15 protein-coding genes, 1 tRNA gene and 1 pseudogene are annotated in these 17980 nt (G+C 39.7%); 11 read left to right on the top strand and 6 right to left on the bottom strand.

Annotated features, from left to right (window positions below; genetic code table 11):
• The first annotated feature begins 132 nt into the window (after positions 1 to 132).
• Complete coding sequence (locus ACMX3D_RS26265; RefSeq protein ID WP_482748719.1) at positions 133 to 390, top strand: hypothetical protein; 258 nt, start codon at positions 133 to 135, stop codon at positions 388 to 390.
• Between the two features lie 207 nt (positions 391 to 597).
• On the opposite strand, the gene ACMX3D_RS26260 is transcribed toward ACMX3D_RS26265, so the two are convergent.
• From ACMX3D_RS26260 to ACMX3D_RS26250, 3 genes are all read right to left on the bottom strand, one after another.
• Positions 598 to 1311 carry a rubrerythrin family protein gene (locus ACMX3D_RS26260; RefSeq protein ID WP_482748718.1) on the bottom strand — a complete coding sequence of 238 codons (714 nt, stop codon included), beginning with the start codon at positions 1309 to 1311 and terminating at the stop codon, positions 598 to 600.
• A gap of 209 nt (positions 1312 to 1520) precedes the next feature.
• Positions 1521 to 2261, bottom strand: a complete 741-nt coding sequence (locus ACMX3D_RS26255; RefSeq protein WP_482748717.1) for an SDR family oxidoreductase — start codon at positions 2259 to 2261, stop codon at positions 1521 to 1523.
• A gap of 96 nt (positions 2262 to 2357) precedes the next feature.
• Positions 2358 to 3677, bottom strand: coding sequence for an efflux RND transporter periplasmic adaptor subunit (locus tag ACMX3D_RS26250; protein WP_482748716.1), 1320 nt, complete (start codon positions 3675 to 3677; stop codon positions 2358 to 2360).
• Positions 3678 to 4734: 1057 nt separating this feature from the next.
• Here ACMX3D_RS26250 and ACMX3D_RS26245 point away from each other — a divergent pair.
• A complete protein-coding gene (locus tag ACMX3D_RS26245; protein WP_482748715.1) occupies positions 4735 to 7452 on the top strand; it encodes a non-ribosomal peptide synthetase family protein in 2718 nt (905 codons plus the stop codon).
• Here the strand turns inward: ACMX3D_RS26245 and ACMX3D_RS26240 are convergent.
• Positions 7449 to 9266: an ABC transporter ATP-binding protein gene (locus ACMX3D_RS26240; RefSeq protein WP_482748714.1), complete on the bottom strand. Its 1818-nt coding sequence runs from the start codon at positions 9264 to 9266 to the stop codon at positions 7449 to 7451. The genes ACMX3D_RS26245 and ACMX3D_RS26240 overlap by 4 nt on opposite strands.
• A gap of 685 nt (positions 9267 to 9951) precedes the next feature.
• Between ACMX3D_RS26240 and ACMX3D_RS26235 the strand changes: the two genes are divergently transcribed.
• The 8 genes and pseudogenes from ACMX3D_RS26235 to ACMX3D_RS26200 all read left to right on the top strand — a co-directional run bounded on the left by ACMX3D_RS26235 (position 9952) and on the right by ACMX3D_RS26200 (position 15915).
• Positions 9952 to 10317 carry a hypothetical protein gene (locus tag ACMX3D_RS26235; RefSeq protein WP_482748713.1) on the top strand — a complete coding sequence of 122 codons (366 nt, stop codon included), beginning with the start codon at positions 9952 to 9954 and terminating at the stop codon, positions 10315 to 10317.
• 286 nt (positions 10318 to 10603) lie between these two features.
• Complete coding sequence (locus ACMX3D_RS26230; RefSeq protein WP_482748712.1) at positions 10604 to 11728, top strand: TOMM precursor leader peptide-binding protein; 1125 nt, start codon at positions 10604 to 10606, stop codon at positions 11726 to 11728.
• Entirely contained in the window at positions 11728 to 13038 is a 1311-nt protein-coding gene (locus ACMX3D_RS26225) for a YcaO-like family protein (protein WP_482748711.1), read from the top strand. Before ACMX3D_RS26230 ends, ACMX3D_RS26225 begins: the two co-directional genes overlap by 1 nt.
• 235 nt (positions 13039 to 13273) lie before the next feature.
• Entirely contained in the window at positions 13274 to 13900 is a 627-nt protein-coding gene (locus tag ACMX3D_RS26220; protein WP_482748710.1) for a SagB/ThcOx family dehydrogenase, read from the top strand.
• A gap of 117 nt (positions 13901 to 14017) precedes the next feature.
• Positions 14018 to 14317 (top strand): transposase, encoded by a 300-nt coding sequence (locus tag ACMX3D_RS26215; protein ID WP_482748709.1) that lies wholly within the window; start codon positions 14018 to 14020, stop codon positions 14315 to 14317.
• Positions 14318 to 14331: 14 nt separating this feature from the next.
• Positions 14332 to 14856: a transposase gene (locus ACMX3D_RS26210; RefSeq protein WP_482748708.1), complete on the top strand. Its 525-nt coding sequence runs from the start codon at positions 14332 to 14334 to the stop codon at positions 14854 to 14856.
• Positions 14857 to 14949, top strand: a pseudogene (locus ACMX3D_RS26205) (Ig-like domain-containing protein); the annotation flags it as partial.
• 27 nt (positions 14950 to 14976) lie between these two features.
• A complete protein-coding gene (locus tag ACMX3D_RS26200; RefSeq protein WP_482748707.1) occupies positions 14977 to 15915 on the top strand; it encodes a calcium-binding protein in 939 nt (312 codons plus the stop codon).
• A gap of 48 nt (positions 15916 to 15963) precedes the next feature.
• On the opposite strand, the gene ACMX3D_RS26195 is transcribed toward ACMX3D_RS26200, so the two are convergent.
• A complete protein-coding gene (locus ACMX3D_RS26195; RefSeq protein ID WP_482748706.1) occupies positions 15964 to 16971 on the bottom strand; it encodes a LysR substrate-binding domain-containing protein in 1008 nt (335 codons plus the stop codon).
• Between the two features lie 334 nt (positions 16972 to 17305).
• Here ACMX3D_RS26195 and ACMX3D_RS26190 point away from each other — a divergent pair, with 334 nt between their 5' ends.
• Positions 17306 to 17863 carry a YidH family protein gene (locus tag ACMX3D_RS26190; protein ID WP_482748705.1) on the top strand — a complete coding sequence of 186 codons (558 nt, stop codon included), beginning with the start codon at positions 17306 to 17308 and terminating at the stop codon, positions 17861 to 17863.
• Positions 17864 to 17901: 38 nt separating this feature from the next.
• Here ACMX3D_RS26190 and ACMX3D_RS26185 read toward each other — a convergent pair.
• A tRNA-Lys gene (locus ACMX3D_RS26185) sits at positions 17902 to 17973 on the bottom strand.
• Between the last annotated feature and the right edge of the window lie 7 nt (positions 17974 to 17980).

The raw sequence follows: 17980 nt of genomic DNA, 5'->3' as shown, positions 1-17980 counted from the left end.
AAAGAATCCAAAATGGAACAGTCAATAGATAGATTTATTCTGAATTTATTTATGATTGCTATAGTTACCTAAAAGGTTATTAATAGCAAAACACAGTAAAATTTTATAACAGATAACAGAGGTACTCAACCAATGAATATTTTGATAACTCCTGAAGATGATCAAATACATAAATTTCGGAGTGAATCAGAAAAATATACAAATACCCAAGAAGTGATTTACACAGCTTTAAAACTAATAGAAGAACATTCGCATCGACCCGCAGACATAAATCAAAAAACATCCATAGAAGATGATCATGTTTGTTGCCGCAGATTCTGGGATCGCTCAATGGCTGAAGGATGTAATCATTCCGATGATTACATTGATTCTGAGTTAGTTGAAAAATAATCACATAGCTAGTACAGCTAAAACAGAAACTTACAGTGGCTGAGTATTTTTACTGTAAATTTCTATTAATTAAATTGGGATGATTTGTGCTGATGAAAAAAAGACCAGAGGCTAGGAATCAGGGGCTAGTAATTGTTACTCAGCAAAACAAAATTACTTAAAAATCCCTTTTCCTAGGCTCTTGTCTTTAATCTCTATACTCTATTTTTAAGCAGCAACTTTTTCTTCCAGGGGTTTAAAAGTCTTTTTGGTAGCACCGCAAATTGGACATTGCCAATCATCAGGAATATCTTCAAAAGGTGTACCAGGGGCAATTCCAGAATCAGGATCACCAGCTACAGGATCGTAAATCATGCTGCATTGTCTACAAATCCATTTGCGAGTTTGGGGATCTTCACTAGCGACTCTGGTGACAGCTTGTCCGCCATTTAATACTTCTAATGCTTCAGTGTAGCGATCGGCGTGGTAATTTTCGATAAATTTGAGCAAACCAAAACGGTGTGCAGCTTCCCGAAATGTATTAGCGTGTTCGCCTGATTCTTGTGCTTGCTTAAGAAATTCTGCTGCGGCTGGATTATCGCGATCGCTTTTTGCTGCTTGGGCAAATTCGGGATACATTGTAGTGTATTCGTAAGTCTCACCTTCAATTGCTAAAGATAAGCAACGAGAGACAATTTGCTTTTTTTGTTCATCAGTTAAAGTAGCAGGATCTTTCACTACAAGTTCTGGATGCAACAACTCAAAATGAGCAAAAGCGTGTTCAGTTTCTTGTTCTGCTGTTTCGCGGAAAAGTTTTGCTAAATCTGAAAATCCCAATTTACTAGCAACCTTCGCAAAAAATAAATACTTGCGGTTTGCCATCGATTCACCACCGAATGCTGCTTCTAAGTTATTCAGAGTAGTAATGTTTGATAAATCCATAGTTTTGAGATGCCTGTGAAATAATATTGCCTAGTCAAATAACAGACTTGAAATTAGGTTAATGAGCCAATTTTGTATAACAGAAAACGTTTTATACAAATTTTTATTCGCCCATCTTTCTTTACCTGTTTTGCCTGCTATTCCAGGAAAATTATAAAGCTAAAGAGCAATTTAACCGGATTGCTCATGAATAGCAGTGATGACTTTCTTCACACAACCCCACCGTTAACGCGAATGTTTTGCCCAGTAATCCAACGTGCTTCCTCACTGGCTAAAAAGGCCACCACGTCGGCAATTTCTTGGGCATCACCCAGTTTATTAAAAGCTGACATTTGGGTTAAACGATTGATTTGTTCTGCGCTTTTGCCTTCACGGAACAGTTCTGTATCTGTCGGGCCTGGAGAAACAACATTCACAGTAATTTCCTTAGCACCTAACTCCTTAGCCAACACCCGCGTAAGCTGTTCGACTGCGCCTTTAGTTGCTACATAAGCACTGTAGGTTGGCAACATCATTCCTGTAGCGGATGAAGAAAAGTTAATAATTCTTCCTTTTACTGCCATATGTTGTGCAGCTAGTTGACAGGCAAAAAAAGTGCCTTTGACATTGATGGCAAAAATTTTGTCAAAATCTGCTTCAGTAATTTCAGTAATGGGTTTGTAGATAATTGTGCCAGCATTGTTGACTAAGATATCCACTTTGCCAAAATGGGCAATTGTTTTTTCAAAAAGGCTTTCAATATCAGCCACACTACCTACATCAGCTTGAAGAGAAATTGCTTGCACTCCCAGCTTTTCGATTTCTGCAACAACTTCCTGGGCTTTGCCTGCATTCCCCACATAATTAACTACGACAGATGCACCCTTTTGAGCTAAAGTTAAAGCGATCGCTCTGCCAATTCCCCGCGATGCACCAGTCACAATTGCAACTTTCCCTGTTAAAGCTGCCATATATTAATCCTGCTTTACTAGCGATGATTTGCTCTTAACCTACAACACTAAGGTTAAATTTACGGAATAACTTAATTCAAAACTCAGCACTCACTACTAAGATTCAGGAACGATAGGCACACCATCTCTAATATTCAGCAGTCCTGAGATAATAATTTGATCTTCTGGCTGTAATCCTGCCAAAACTTGGTAATAGTTTTGTTTGATATTACCTAACTTCACTTGCCTTTGTTGCGCTACTAATTGCGAAACTCCTTGGGGGGTGGTTTGTTGTTTTGCCACATAGACAAAAGTGTCACCCGCCACCCTAGTTACTGCGGTAGTAGGAATTAAAACTCCTGAACGCTGACTCCATATTACTCTTGTCCGCACTAATTGACCTGCCCTGAGTTGCCCTTGGGTGTTATTAAACAGTGCTTTAATTAAGATTGATTGCGGCTGAGTGTTCACATTAGGAGCAATTAAAAATACTCGACTTGTACCCAAAACTTGCCCTTGGGTATTGATAATCTCCACAGGCATTCCTTTGCGTAGTTGCGGCCCGCGCTCTAGTGGTAGAGTTAATGCGACTTCTAAAGGTCGATTTTCGGCAAAATTAACTAGTCGTGCAGAAGTAGTTACAAAGTCACCAACTTTTACAGAGATATCACCCACCGTGCCATTGAAGGGAGCAGTAATTTTGTCATCTGGAAGCTGGCCTTGTGGTTGTCTAGAGTTAGCATCAGCTTGCCGGATAGCATTTTCAGCTTGCAAGATACTAGCTTTTTGGGTTTGAATTCGAGAATTTACAGCATCAAGATTAGCTTTCGATGTAGCCAGCCTGTTGGCGGACAAATCCTTAGTTTGTCGTGATAATGCGCCTTGGTCTGCTAAACTAGCAGATTTTTCGTAATCTAGTTGATTTGCCTGCACCTCAGCAACTTTCGATAATCTTTCTACTTCCAAGGCGCGGAGTGTGGCGCGGGCATTTTCTAGTAGTGCTGCGGCTGCTTGGGTTGCACCGTTATTAGCTGTGGCTGTTGGTGGTGGGGCTTTATAGTCTATTTGGATAATCGGTGTACCTGTGGTGACAGTATCTCCCGGTTTGACAAATATCTGGGTAACTTGGCCGGAAATTCTCGACTGGAGGTTGACAGAACGCCGAGACTCCAGACTGGCGATGTATTCTGCACTTTCTTCGATTGTGCCTAATTGCACAGGTGCAATTTTGGCTCTTACTCCTGGTGTATGAATATTAGTTGACGGTGTTGGATGATGTACAGGAGTTAGTAAACGCCAAGCGATCGCACCTCCACCCCCTAGTATTAGTATTAAAGCTAACCATAATCGCCACTTTCGCCAGTTTTTTTGAGGTGGTTGATATGATGTTTCCGCAACTTCTTTTTCAAAATCAATTTGAGGCTCAGGGGATGTCATGACTTATCAGATTACCTAAAAATAAAGTTAATAATTTTTGGTCTGTTGAGATGCAATTTACTGATATAGCATGAAGAGCAATAACAAGTTCTATGTTAGCTCGTCCCAATATACTGCTTTTAGAGATGAGGTCTAATCTATCAAAAGGTCAATGATAAAAATTCAGCATATGATAAGTTTATTAACTGTCTTGTCAGTTATGGTAGAAAATCTTAAAATCTTGCTAAAATTGGTTATTTAAAAATACTTTTACGAAAATCGAATCTCTATTTCACCGATTTCAAAGTTGCATTAATCACTAATGTCACCGAAGAATTTAGGTAGTCTTGTATCATTTTGTCTGAAATATATAGCAAGCAATCCGATTTAATATAAGAGGCTGTTTGAAAAGTATTATTGTTAACATCAAAATCTTAAAAACCTAACCCCCTTAGCCCCCCCTTCCCTACAAGGGAATGGGGGTTGCAAAGCTTCTCTCCTCGTAGGGGAGAGGTTTGGAGAGGGGTTTTTAGCATCTTTCCCGTCATTTCTACATCTAAAGAGTATTTTGTTACTGTTTTTCTCCAAATAGTTTAATCAGAATTTATAACTAGAGAATTTGGTTAACTTTACACACTCAAAGTTTACTTTTGATAGATAGATGCATTGATAATAATCAAGTTGTTCATAAAGTATAAATAAAGATTTGATAAACCATGATATGTATAACTTGGCAATTTTAATGAAATAGTTATAGTATCTAGACTTGTCCAGGACATAAGTAATATCGCTGGAAGAAAAGCAAGATAGTTTGAGTGAGCATATCTTGTTAAGTTAAACTCTACCTGAGTTATTATATGCCTCAAACCTTTGGATATTGTGTTTGAGACCAGGGTAAAAAATCTAAATTTGAACTTCCAGTACTTTTCCAGTGTATCTCCACATCATTGTTAATTAGAAAAACCTAGGATAAGCAAGAAAGAAATTAAACTTTGAAAATTTAAAAGGCAATATATTTTAAATTTTTTAAAGTTTTAACTTTCTTAGGTTTATCAAAATTTAGTTATTTTCATTACCTATGAGTAATATTTCAAGAAGCTTGCCAGAAATACATTTAACACAAACATTTGTTTGTCACCATTGGCTGAATACACCCAAAGGATTTATTAGATTTAAAAAAACAGATATAAATCAGTCAATTGGCAGCCGATTGGAAACAATAGTCCAAAAATATCCACAAGCGATCGCAGTTAAAAATAAGACGGAATTACTAACTTACGCAGAATTAAATAACAGAGCCAACCGTTTAGCTAATACTATTCTCTCTCAACGTGGAGAAGAACAAGAAACGATAGCATTGTTATTAGAAAAAGGTACAACTTTTTTTGTCAGTATTTTTGGTGTATTAAAAACAGGTAAAATTTTCGTTCCCTTGGATACAGGCTTCCCTCAAGAAAGACTAGCATATATTTTAGAGGATGCGCAAGTTAATTTAATTGTTACTAATAATTTGAATTTAAGCTTAGCAAATCAGTTAGCTGTTAATGATTGCCAAGTATTAAATATTGATGATATATCTCCTGAAGTTTCTCATGAAAATCCAGATATTAAAATCTTTCCTGATGCACCAGCATATTTAATTTACACGAGTGGTTCAACTGGAAAACCCAAAGGAGTTATTCATAACCATCGTTATAGCTTGCATTACTGCATGAATGATACTAATACTTTACTTATCAGTCCAGAAGACCGTGTAGTTTTTCTTTATTCTTGTGGTGCATTAGGTGGCTTATTATGTATTTTCTATACTTTGCTCAACGGAGCATCACTATATTCATTTAATGTCAAAGAAGAAGGATTTACTAATTTAGCTAATTGGTTAATTACCGAAAAAATTACGATTTATCATTCCTTTGCCACGTTATTTCGGCACTTTATCGATACCTTCACAGGCAAAGAACAATTTCCTCATATTCGCTTATTGAAATTAGGAGGTGAAGCCACATTACAAAGAGACGTAGAAGCATATAAAAAATATTTTTCTCCAACTTGTATTTTATATGCCAGCTTAGGAGCTACAGAAACAGGAACATTTTGTAATTTTATAGTTGATCAAAATAGCGAAATTACTACTAGCACCGTACCTATTGGTTACCCAGTCTCAGATATGGAAATTGTGCTTTTGAACGAAGCTGGGGAAGAAGTTAGCTATGGTGAAATTGGCGAAATTGCGGTTAAAAGTAAATATTTAGCCCTTGGCTATTGGCAAAAACCAGAAAAAACAAAAGCAGCATTTTTATCAATCTCTGAAGATGGAGAAGAAAGGATTTATCGTACTGGAGATTTAGGACGCATTGAGTCTGATGGCTGCCTAATACACATGGGCAGAAAAGATTTTCAGGTGAAAATTAGAGGTTTCCGCATCGAAGTTGCAGAAATCGAAATGGCACTTTTCAAAACGGGTAAGCTTAAAGAAGTTGTTGTGATAGCCCGTGAAGATATTTCCAATGATAAAAAGTTAGTAGCTTATATTGTTGCTCAACAAACAAAACCTACTAATAAAGAACTACGGGATTATTTGCGGGATAAATTGCCTGACTACATGATTCCTAGTGCATTTGTGTTTTTGGATAAATTACCATTAACACCTAATGGTAAAGTAGACCGTCTTGCTTTACCAGCACCCAGTTTTACACTCGAAAATTGTGTGTCTGCGCGTGATGATTTAGAACGGCAATTAATCCAGATTTGGGAAAATATATTAGGTATTCATCCTATTGGCGTGCAAGACAACTTCTTTGATTTGGGAGGAAATTCTCTCTTAGCTGTGCGGATATTTGCAGAAATAGAGCAAAAATTGGGTCTTCAACTGCCTTTAGCTGTACTATTTTCATCTGGTACAGTAGAAGCGATCGCCCAAATTATCCGTGACAAACAAAATAAATCAACATCTTGCTGGTCATCTCTCGTAAAAATTCAACCTCAAGGTTCTAAGCCACCTTTATTTTTGATTCACTCTTTGGGCGGAGAAATTCTTTGCTACCGTAATTTAGTAACTTATCTAGGAGTAGAACAGCCTGTTTATGGGCTGCAACCGCAAGGAATGGACGGAACACAACCGCCATTTGCTCGTATGGAAGATATAGCTGCACATTACATCCGAGAAATTCAGGCTGTTCAACCACAAGGCCCTTATTTTCTAGCAGGATATTCTTTTGGTGGTGTAGCGGCTTTTGAGATGGCGCAACAACTCCACAAACAAGGGCAGAAAGTAGCACTTCTGGCGATGTTTGATACTTGTCGTCCTGGTTATAACCAAAGATTACCATTTTGGCAGCGCGTTCCTATACATTGGGAAAATTTCATCCAGCAGGGGCCGCAATACATTTGGCGCAAAGTTGTAGGAGTGAGTCAGGTGTTTAAGTACCATTTACAGCAAAGATACAAACATTCCTTAGAGCTTGCACCTCAACTATTAAATGCTGCTGTCAATTCCCCACAACCTGAAAAGTACTTGGATATTATTGGTGCTAACGCCCAAGCCCTAAGTAACTATACCTTTAAGCAGTATCCAGGTAATGTTACTTTGTTGCGGACTGAGGATAAAAACCGTAGCGATGCTGTGGGAATGCAATACGATCCTCAATTTGGCTGGGGTGATGTAGTGATGGGCAATTTAGAAATCGATTATATTCATGGTTCTCATCTTTCTCTACTTGATGAACCCAGTGTGCAAATGCTGGCTGAGAAATTTCAAGTTTGCTTAAAGAAAGCTCAAATGCGGATTGATTGTTAATTAGAAATACCATAATGTTGTGCCTGCATATTCCACAGCATGGTGTATTCGCCTCCACGCTGTAAAAGTTCCTGGTGAGTACCATCCTCAATTAAATGACCAGCTTTGAGGACTAAAATGCGGTCAGCCATTCGCACGGAAGCCAGCCGATGGGTAATTAAAATTGTAGTTTTGCCCTCAGCTAACTCAATAAATCGCTGGTAGAGTTCATATTCACTGCGGGGGTCGAGTGCAGCAGTCGGCTCATCCAAAAGTAGTAGTTGGGCTTCTTGCCGGACAAAAGCACGAGCTAAAGCTAACTTTTGCCACTGACCGCCAGAAAGTTCTGTACCACCAAACTGCTTACCTAGGGGTGTATCTTCTCTTGTGGGAAAATCATCAACTAGTTTGGCAATATCGGCTTTTTCAACTGCATATCTGAGAATATCTGGATGTTCCAAAGCAGTTAGGTTTCCCAAAGCGATATTTTCTCCTAGAGTCAGCGCATAATGACCAAAGTCTTGGAATACTCCTGCAATTTGTTGTCGCCACTGCTCTAAATTTAAATTTCTTAGATCTATACCATCAACTAAAATACATCCTTGTGTTGGATCGTATAGTCTGGTCAACAGCTTGACTAAAGTGGTTTTACCTGCACCATTTTCTCCGACTATGGCAACAGTTTGTCCAGGGTAAATTGTAAAAGAAATATTCTGAAGAGCTAAGCGATTATCTGGGTAGTGAAAGTCCACATTCTCAAAAGTAATATCTGAACGAATTGGAGTTGGGACTTTTTCTCCAGGAATGCTCAGTTGCATCGGAAGGGGACTATCAAGAAAGTTGAAAAACTGCTGCATATAAAGAATATTTTCAAAAAGCTGCAACCAATTAGCAACCAATCTTTCAAGACTATTCTGGAAGTAAGTCAATGACTGTACAAATAAAAGTACACTACCAGGGCTGAACTCGCCGCGAAAAGCTTTTTGTACCACCCAGTAAAATGAAAAACCATTTCCTAAAGTACTGAGAATAGCTAAACTAGACGACCAAAATGCTTGCTTACCCCGCAGATGGCGCATCGTTTGATGTAAAGACTGAAATGCTTGTAGGTAACGCTCGATAAAAAATGAACCTAGCTGAAATAACCTGACTTCTTTCGCATAAGTGTCAGTCAACATTAACGAAGTGAAATACTCCATTCTCCGCGCTTGGGGACTGTTCTCAAATAAAGTTAGCCAAATAGCCTTGCCATACTGAGAAGAAACTACGATTTGCGGTATAGTTGCGATCGCAATTACTAATGGAATCCAAACTGCTAGGGGAATTAATAGCCCAACTATCACTATCAAAGTCACAAACGAGCGACCTAATTCAACCAAATTCTCCAGTAAACTCAACGGTTTATAGCCTGCTTGTTGTTGCAGAAGTTGTAGCTCATCATAAAACAGAGAATCTTCAAAACGGCTCAAATCCGCAAAACTATCAGCTTTATGCATTAATAATAAGCTAATGTGAGCCGTTAACTTGTCATTGAGATTGCCTTGAAGTGCAAATATCCAAGGATACAGCAGTGTTTCTAGTAGTAAAGCTCCAACCCATCCTGCTACCAAAGGCGCAAGAATTGCATATCCTAATTCTCTACCAGATGTTAACGCTGTTGCTACAGTATCTACCACTAGCTTGGTAATCCAAACACTTATAGCAGGAAGAAACCCTTGCAATAAAGTGACAGCAATCAAAAATACCATTTCTCTTGGTGCTGCTGTCCATAGCAAAGGTAGAGAACGAAATAAAGTTTTCGTGTAGTCTGTAAACCAAACTCTTAAATCGCTCATTAATTAAACCTGATTATTTATTTAGTATTGAATTAAATAGGTTTTTTCTTTGGTTTTGAAACTTATGTTGTATAGTTTATCAACTTTAAACTTGCTAAAAGCACTATAAAAAAATTGGTCTTGACTGTCAGGGTGCTTTTGATTTTAAAGTCTCTCCAGTTTTACTGCATCAGTATCTCAATGCAGGAAGATATATTAGAGGTTACTTAAATTAAAAATAATCCTACTTAAGTAAGAACAATATCACTATCAAGAGTAAAAACTATACTACTTCAGAAAGAATAAAAAACTCTGGAAAAAGATAATGTTAGAGAAGTTAGATGATCAAAACAAGACAATGTATCACTAATAGTAACAAAAGTTTTCTCAAAGACAAGGTTTGAGGGAAGCTAAATCCTATGATGGAAGTTCCCGCCACTGATCAAAAAGTGATTTTAACCTTTTGTGGATTAGTGAAATTCTGAATAAAAGGCTGAGTGTTTTTGTTTAACTATACCTGTATAAGGATATATAGTTAGACATTAACTATTGTCTGATTTTATGGTCATCTTTCACATTCACTTGTTCCCATCTCTATTCTTTCATGAAAGCTAGTTGATGCACAAAAATGAGCATAGCTTTTCATGAACTTGAATGCAGATTTGCAAACAGGCTAATGAATTGAAGTTAAAAGGAGTAACTGACCATGCTTGCAGAAAAAACACTGACCCAACAAACAATCGATATGCGTTTAGAAGATAAAGCTGACAAATTAGAACAACTACTGTTGTCTGATGAGGAAATAGCAGCTTTAGAAAAATTAGCAATGCCAGGAATGTTTGAATCTGAGACTAGCCAAAGATGGTTTGCTAATTGCGGCGGATGTGGTGGATGTGGAGGCTGCGTTGGATGTCGCGGATGCGGATGTCGTGGATGCGGATGTCGCGGATGCGGATGTCGTGGATGCGGATGTCGTGGATGCGGATGTCGTGGATGCGGATGTCGAGTTACTGAAGCCGGAGCAATGTCAAATGAACTAGATGACGCAGAAGAGTTCGGATTTGGATACTAAATTTTCTGGAGAAAACTAATTCTAAAAACCAATTTTTTTGAGTTTAGAGCCACAAAATATCGCTCTAATAGTTAACCAAACCCTGTTTTTACTTCTTGATTGAACAAACCCTGAAGGCAGGGTAATTCTTACCATAAAAATAGGATATTAGACTTTTGTCTGTTGTCTATTCCTATTTTATTTTATTTGCAAAAACAGGGTTTTCCTTCTTCCAAATCTTGCTAGATAAAATTGATTTTTCATACTTTTCTACTTTTTTTAGAGCTTGGGACAGTCAAAAAAGGCTATGAAATTAAATGATAATCAGCGCCTGCGTTTATTAAAACATGTTGTTGTTCATATTATGCCGCCAGATTGTCATGGTGAAGAAACGATGATTTTCAATACAACGCGGCGAACACTGACAGTTAAGGGACAAGCACTACATGATATAGAAAGCATAGTATTACCTTTACTAGATGGCTCGCGAACAATAGGAGAAATTCGGGAGGAAATTGACGAAAAGTTGACAAATTCTTCACTAAATCAATGTTTAGAATTTTTGATGGAAAATCGCTTAGTTGAAGAGTATTTGGAAGATAGTATCGATTTAGATAGTCGTGCGTATTTCCTGCCTCAAATCAGTCTTTATCATGAATTAGGCTTTCAGCAAAAGAATGCCCAGAAACTCTTAGCCAACGCCAGAATTGCTGTGTTCGGACTTGGAGGTTCAGGCCTGGTAGCTGCTATTAACTTGGCTAGTGCTGGTATCGGTTTTCTGCGGCTGTGTGATGATATATGCACACTTCCCTCCGATTCGATGATGATGTCAGGCTCAGTGTTGAATCAAATTGGTGCTTTTCGAGGTGTAGAAGCGGCTCGTCACATTGAGGCGATCGCAGAAGTAACCCAAACTGAAGTTGTGACTGATCCTTTGACGGACGATGCAACAATCAATGCTTTGCTTGAGAATGTTGACCTGGTGATTGTTGCCACCGATGCTGTATCAGTCAATCTTGCCTATCGCCTGAACAGACTATGCCTGAAAATGCAGCGCCCATTACTACCGGGTGGAGCGGCTGGTGTGGAAGGAACTTTTGGGCCACTGGTCTTTGCTCAGGATGGCCCTTGTTATCTCTGCTATCGGATGCGGTCTATAGCTTGTGCTAAGCTCCCAGAAGCAGAATTGGCTATTGAGCGGTTTCTTGACCGAGAACGCCGTTCTCAACCACGATTGCAAGAAAATTTGCCCATAGCTCAGATGTTGGTGGGAAGTTACTTAGCTCTTGATGCAATCAAAATGTTTCTCGGTTTACCCATCGCTACTGACGGGAAATTAATCCATCTAGACTTGCTTGGTACAAAGCTGACTCACAACGTTGTGCTGAAGAAACCAGGTTGCCCGCATTGTTCACGACAGGAGAAAATATAGTGAATGCCGCGATCGCTAGTCCTCGTTGGCGCGATTTAGTCAGCCCCCATACAGGAATCATCCGAGCCGTAGAAAGGTTTACCAAGCCTTATACAGAGTTTGAATTGCCAGTTTTGTGGCAAGCCGAATTAGCAAATTTTCAGCTGCGCAAACAGTCGGATGATTTACGCTATGGCGTAGGTAGAGGCATGACTGATGAACAAGCAATTTTAGGTGCAGTTGGCGAAGCCGTAGAGCGCTACTCTGGCAGCATTGTTGATTATCAGCGACTAATTGTTAGTAGTCACGCAGATTTAGACCAACCTGCCATCCCTCCCCCAGCTTTTTTCTCATTTTCTGATAAACAATACTCCGACCCAAATTTTCCGTTTCCCGCTTTCGATCCAACAACGCAGACTTCATGGATAACTGCCCTAGATTTGGCAAGTAATCAACAGGTGTTAGTACCAGCATTCATGGCTTATTTCGACTGGGATAGCAATCAACCAGGAGATTATTTTTTACCTGTCACGTCAAATGGCATGGCTAGTGGCCCAACTCTGGAGTTTGCTGCTTACAGTGGCTTGTGTGAGTTGATTGAGCGTGACGCTTTTATCATTACATGGTTAAACCGCCTACCTGCCCCACGCATTTATTTTGCTCACCGTTCAGGAATTGAGACGGAAATTGCACGCCATTACGCCCGATTTGGCATTGAACTAGTTGCTTTTTATTTGCCCACTGATATTAATATCCCGGTTGTGATGGCCTGGTTAATTGACCGTTCAGGCAAAACTCCGGCTTTGGCAACAGGTTTAGGTTGCCATCTCGATGGGCCAACGGCGCTGCGTAAGGCAATTTTTGAAGTTTGCCAAGCCCGCTTTGGAGACATAGAACGCCAGGCTAGTGGTGCTGGCGCTCATCTCAATAGATATGAAGATGTTCAACATTTAGATGATCACAACGCTTTTTTCTACAACCCGGCTCGGCTAAGTGAGTTGGAATTCTTATTTGAGCATGACAATTACCTAACAGTTGAAGATTTATCAACTTACACATCTTCAGCAGAGAGAGAAAAATTACGAACTGTAATTGCCAGATTGCATTCAGTGGGTGTTGAACCGTATTTAGTGGAGATTACAAGCCCTGATATTGCATCGCTCGGTTTTCGAGTCGTGCGAACTTTGGCCAGTGAATTAGTCCCGATATATTTTGGTCATGGGCTAGAGCCATTGGGAAGTCGGCGTTTATTCGAGGTGCCACAAAGGTTAGGTTTTGGTGGCCGACGTACCAAAGATGACTTAAATCCATGTCCACATCCTATGGCTTAAGACAATTTTAGATTTTGGATTTTGGATTGGGAATTATGGCGTTGCATATTTGCGGAATGATTTGGCAAATATGTAATTGCAATTTCTTACCCCTATTCCCTACTCCCCATTTTTTGAGGAAATCAGCGCAATGTATACAGCCAACGAACCACTGGAGTTAGCACTTCTTTATCATTTGAATTCTCCTGTACCTAAAAGTTATATCAAACGTGTTCCGGCTACTGAAATGCGGTATATGCCGGAGGCTCCTTTTCTAGAACTGCCAAAAGCATCACACGATAACCCACTGAGTCAGCTTTTAGAGAGACGGTCTTCTGTGCGATCGTTTGAAAAGACAGTTATGCCGCTGCTGACATTGGCTCAGCTGCTGGATGCAGGATGCGGCCTTAATGGGTTGCGTCAAACTGAAGGTTACGCCTATGAGGCGCGAAACTCACCGTCTGCGGGAGGGCTTTATCCCATCGAAGTTTTTGTATCAACACAAACGGTGGAAGGTTTAGCCGATGGACTCTATCACTACGAACCACGCGGTCACGGCTTACATCAGGTGAATAATGCAGTACCGACAGACTTTGTAGAACCTTTATTGCACCAGGATTATATTTTGAATGCAAATGCTTTGTTTGTGTTCACAGCTGTTTTTATGCGATCGATGTGCAAATATGGAGTGCGTGGCTACCGTTTTGCGCTGTTAGAAGCTGGGCATCAAGCAGAAAATATCTGCCTTATGGCTGTGCAATTGGGGCTGGACAGTCTTTGCGTAGGTGGATTCTATGACGTGAGTTTGAATACGATGTTAGGTATTGACGGGAAACGTCATGCAGCGCTTTATTGTGTTGCTGTTGGTACTGAGAAGAAGTAGATAATTCAGGGTTTGAAGCTTGTCTAGTTCTTAAAAATGTTTGACTTCTGTTAAAATTTGCGTATAGTCTATAGAACCCATTTGGGATCTTGAGACAGAGGGTAAGATAAGAAATAAATGCCGTACTCCAGCAGCTTAACGGACAAAGAGTGGGAAATAATTGAACCACTGTTGCCTCAGAAGAAGCAAACCAGACCACCGAAGTGGACAAAGCGACAAATCTTAGATGGCATATTTTATCAACTCAAGAATGGGTGTAACTGGTTTGATTTACCTAAAGACTTGCCTCCCTACTCAACAGTATTCTGGCATTACAAGCAGTGGCGAGCTGAGGGAGTTATCGAACAGATAATGACAACTTTACATTCCGAGGTACGTCAACAAGTTAAAAAAAACCAAAGTGGACGCGGTTGCTGATCATTGATTCACAAGTGGTAAAAAATACGTGCAATGCCAGCGTCGAGTCCAAAGGATTTTGTCATTACAAATGTACTAACGGCATCAAACGTCATCTCGCTGTCGATACTCTGGGGTTGCCGTTTTTTACTCATTGCACCAAAGCCAATTTGTCCGACGACCAAGGCTTAATTGAATTGTTGAGCAACCACCTGGATTACTTTCGAGCCAAGCCTGTCAATATCCCCAAAATCACCATTCTGCTTGATCATGGTTATCACCCTGATCGCATCACCATTGCCTTGCAAAATCTCTATCCTCAGATTATGACGAAGATTCGGTTTGAACTAGCACCACTACCAACCAAAGCTGAAAAGACCGCACTTGGTAAAACTGGATTTGTCCCAGTCGCCGCTCGTTGGGTAATTGAACGCTCTAATGCTTGGATGGAACGATGTAAGAGTTTGGTCAAAAACTTTGAGCGAACACTAGCTCATGCAACTTCCAAGCTCAATTTATGTTTTATCCGACTCATGCTCAAGCGTTTAGCTCAGGCATAGATCTCAAATGGGTTCTATACACCCAATGCCAACTACAACGGCACTGACGGCTTCACCTTCATTGTCAGCGATCGCAATGGCGGTAGTACTACGGGTAATTTTAACTTAAATGTACGGGCAGTGAATGATGCACCGATCGCCATCAACGATAATCTCACTACTGCCTTTAATACTGCTGTCACTATCCCAGTCAGTACGCTGCTGGCAAATGATTCTGACATCGATAGCACTATTATCAGTATTACCGATGTGAGTGGTGCAACCAACGTTACTGTGGTGTTGAATGATAACGGCACTCAGGACAACTCAGCAGATGATTTCATTGTATTTACCCCAACTACCAATTTTAGCGGTAATGTTAACTTCAACTACACCATCACTGATGGTAGCCTGACTAGTACTGCTACTGTGGCGATCGCAGTTAGTCCTAATACTGTCGGTTCTATTATTGTTAGCACTAATCAAAACGATACCTTAACTGGCTCCGCAGGGAATGACACGATCACCGGTGGTAACGGTGATGATACTATCTCCGGTAATGAAGGTAGCGATACTATCTCTGGTAGCAATGGCAACGATATCATCTCTGGTGATGAAGGTAACGATACGCTTTCAGGCGGTGCAGGTCAAGATACTCTGACTGGTGGTAATGGCAATGATAGAATCTCTGGCGGTGCAGGGAACGACACTATTTTTGGTAATGAAAGCGACGACACGCTTTCTGGTGACGCTGGTAACGATACTATCTTTGGCAATGAAGGAAACGATATACTTTCTGGCGGTGCTGGCAATGACCTGTTATTTGGTGGTCTTGGCAATGATATGCTCTCTGGTGGTAGTGGGCAAGATACATTTGTCTTGGCTTCCGAACAAGGTAGTGATATTATTAACGATTTCCGCAAAGGTATTGACTTAATTGGTCTGTCTGATGGTTTGAGCTTCGGTCAACTAACTTTTTCTGGAGAAAATATTCTGCTCATTTCCACTAGTGAAGTTTTAGCCACGCTGACAGGAATCAACACCACAACTTTGACTATTTCTGATTTCACTATTATCTAAATTCAAGTTAATTCGAGCGATTAAAAAAACCTCTCTCCTGAATAATATTTAAGCTCTTCTGCGACTTGGAGAGAGGTTGGGGAGAGATTCATCGAATTCACGCTTTTCGGTAAAATTGAGGGTAGTGTATGATGCAACCAACATTTGTTCAAAGACTTTAGTCAGAGCCGTTTGAAACCGTTGGCGATGCTTGAGTTTAAAAAATGGTCGGACTATTTCTAAATCTTTGCTGCAATTCTCTTGTTGAGTGCAAACTCGAATTGCTCGCAAAGTTCCTAACTGAATTTCTTTTTTTACCATTAATTCAGAAATTCCTGTTGCACCTACACCACTTTCAACAGCAGCTTTGGCCATTTCGCCACTGTTGAAAACTAAAATTACCTTGAGTTCACTAAGATTAATACCCCAATTTTGTAGAGCTTCTTCAAATCTTTGTTGGGTTCCAGAACCAGGTTCTCGCATGACCCAAGGAGTTTGAGTCAGTTCTGTAACAGTAATTTCTCCACGTTCAAACCAAGGGTGAGTTTTACCGACAACTATTTGTAAGCGATCGCTCCCGACTATTTCTAGTTCTAAAGTATTCTGTAAGGCTGGCTTAACATCGCCTTCTACTAATCCTAAATCAAACTGCCCCATTGCTGTTCCTTCACAAATTGTTTCGGCATTTGCCAAACTACAGTCAACGGAAATCTGCGGATATTTACTTTTAAATTCACTAATTTTACTTGGTAGCCAATAGTTACCAATTGTTAAACTTGAGCCTAATTTTAATTCTCCGCGTTGCAGATTGTTCAATTCTCGCAATCCTCGTTCTGTTAATGTCACTTGGTCGAGAATTTTTTGTGCTTCTACTTTTAATAACTTACCAGCTTCAGCAATCTCAATATGACGACCAATGCGATGAAACAGTTTTACTCCGTATTCTTGCTCTAAGTTGTGGATTGCTGCACTAACTGCTGGCTGAGTAATATACAGTTCTTCTGCTGCACGTGTAAAGTGTAGATGCTCTGCTACAGCGATAAATATTCTTAGCTGCTCCAGGGTCATCCCTGCCATACTAAACTATCCTTAAAAACCTGATATCAAAATTTAATCACTTATATTTATAATTTTGACAAATAAAAACATTTGATTCTATTAATTAAATTGTCTACAGTAAGAAATAAGCATAATAAATACACCCATAATTAATGTGTCTACTCAAATATGAAAAAATTCTGTTTGATGATGACTATTCGATAGATGGAATTGCAAGTAAATAGATAAACAACCAAAGTTATAACAATGCTTACTCCTAAAAAATCTATTATTTTGGCTGGTTTTTATAAACAATAGTGTTATTCATACTTGTGTTATCAACATATCTGCATTAAAATAAATTTTGGCAAAAATGTACCAGCAACTTAAATATATTTTGCAAGTGCGATCGCTGCACAAGTTGCGAATTATCTGGAAAGAAATTTGCTACTACTTTGGTATTTTTTGGAGGGGAGCCTCTTGGGGTTTAAGGGTGTTATTGATGCAATTAGAGTCTAAGCCACCAGAAGAGAATCAAGAAAAAAAGAAGCTAGGAAGGCTAAATCCCTCACGGATCAGGGATCATTTAGCAAATGAACGTACTTACCTGGCTTGGATGCGAACTGCGATCGCGCTTTTAGGTTTTGGTGTTGTTATCGTCCGTTTACGTGTTTTTCAAGTCCCTCTGTCCCCGACTCCTGGTAATGGTTGGAAGTTGGGTTTAGTCTTTTCCCTAGTTGGTTTAATTACGGTATGGCTGTCAACAGCACACTATTTTGCAGTGCGTCGTGATATTGAGGATGATAATTATGAACCTACAGACCGCTGGGTAATTCTATTCAGTCTGGCAATTATGATTCTTGGAGCTGGAGTAATTTATTATGTGTTCACTACTCCCCTAAATCCTTTAAGTCCAGTAATTCCAGATTAATTTCTGAAGATGAGAGAAAATGAAGAGATTGAAAGCAGTGGGTGACGAGGGATTTGAACCCGCAACCAATAGATTAAGAGTCTACTGCTCTACCGTTGAGCTAGTCACCCCCACTGC

This window comes from Anabaena sp. TISTR 8404 (assembly GCF_056847745.1).
Note: the sequence above shows the minus strand (reverse complement) of the source record. Positions and strands in the feature narration are given on the sequence as shown.